This is a genomic window from Neobacillus drentensis (genome assembly GCF_036962765.1).
Taxonomy (GTDB): domain Bacteria; phylum Bacillota; class Bacilli; order Bacillales; family Cytobacillaceae; genus Neobacillus; species Neobacillus drentensis_C.
On the sequence record NZ_JBALOS010000412.1, the window covers coordinates 1 to 1,426 of the forward strand.

Genomic DNA, 1,426 nt, shown 5'->3' on the forward strand with positions numbered 1-1,426 from the left:
GTTTAGGGGGGCTAATACTTAATTACTTTATGCCATTTACTGAAAAAGTACTAGACCGCATTTTAACACACTCTAGTACATCACCAAATTATGATAAAGATAGAAACCATTCAATATAGAATGCTTTTTATTTTTCTTGTTCAACTCCTGCACCGATAGCACAAAAAGAAAAGCAGCCAAAATGACAGCTCCGATCTTCAACACAAGCACCCGATAGTTTAAGTACAATATTTCACAATCTTTCATAAGGATGATTGTGACTATCATACTGGAGAATTATAGGAAGTTCTGAAATGGCATAAGGTTGACCAAACAAGAGGTAATTTTATGCTCTATATAAGTATAAAACGGAAAAGCATCCAATCTGGTTCATTTGGATGCCTTTTTTCTACAATCTGAGACGAACACGATTAGATGTTCGCTGAGAGTCATTCTTTTTCAGTTGCTGTATTCCCCATTGCAATAGAAATTCTATTCCAACTGTTGATTTGATTAATGATCAGTACAAGGTCAACATATTGTCTCTCGTCATAATGTTCACGTACACGTTGATAAAGCTCATCTGGCACGCGTTTTGTCGGGATTAAAGTTACGTGTTCAGTCAACTCAAGAGCTACTTTTTCTGCATCTGTGTAAAATGTGCACTCTCTCCAAGCACTAATACAATATAAACGTTGTTCTGTTTCTCCCATTTTTCTAGCATCAGCTGTATGCATGTTAATACAATATGCACAACCATTTATTTGAGAAGCCCGAATTTTTATAAGTTCACGAAGTTTACGGTCTATACCTGTTGTTTTCGTATACTTCTCCATTTCCATCATTATTTTAAGTGCTTCTGGTGCTACATTGTAATAATCAACTCGTTGTTCCAATTTAATTACCTCCTTATATTTCTTTTCCTTTAAGACAGTATTCATTTAGGTGCTAAGCTTGAAGCAGCTTCTTCAGCATCTTTATATGCTTTTTGTAATACTTCATTTGGTTCTAGTAAAGCAATTCCTTGTGCCCGAATGATTTGATAATCTTCAATACCAAGGAAATTGAACATTGATTTCAGATATTTATTAGAGTAATCAACTTCTGTATACCAATCATCATTTGTATAGATTGAACCACTGGCTTGTATGACAAGCATTCTTCGTCCGTCTTTAAGTAAGCCCACTGACCCATTTTCAGTATATTTAAAGGTTTCATGTGCTTTCATTATATTATCCATGTAATCTTTTAACTTTGATGGAATATTAAAATTGTGTAAAGGTAAAGCGATGACAAACGTATTGCATTTATAAAAATGTTGTAAGATCTCGGACATACGCCCCATTAATATTTATTCGTGGGTAGTTAGTTCCTGTTCTTTTCGTTGTTTTTCCCATGCTCTTAAAACGGTTTTATCTAACATAGGCACTACATCACTGTACAAGTT

General features: G+C 34.4%; 1 protein-coding gene and 2 pseudogenes. 1 reads left to right on the forward strand and 2 read right to left on the reverse strand.

Annotation, left to right across the window (positions count from 1 at the left end; genetic code table 11):
• Positions 1 to 119: pseudogene (locus V7137_RS30185) on the forward strand (YitT family protein); the annotation flags it as partial.
• Between the two features lie 309 nt (positions 120 to 428).
• Here the strand turns inward: V7137_RS30185 and V7137_RS30190 are convergent.
• Positions 429 to 875, reverse strand: coding sequence for a carboxymuconolactone decarboxylase family protein (locus V7137_RS30190; protein ID WP_335701484.1), 447 nt, complete (start codon positions 873 to 875; stop codon positions 429 to 431).
• Positions 876 to 916: 41 nt separating this feature from the next.
• Positions 917 to 1,426 (reverse strand): annotated as a pseudogene (locus V7137_RS30195) (FMN-dependent NADH-azoreductase); the annotation flags it as partial.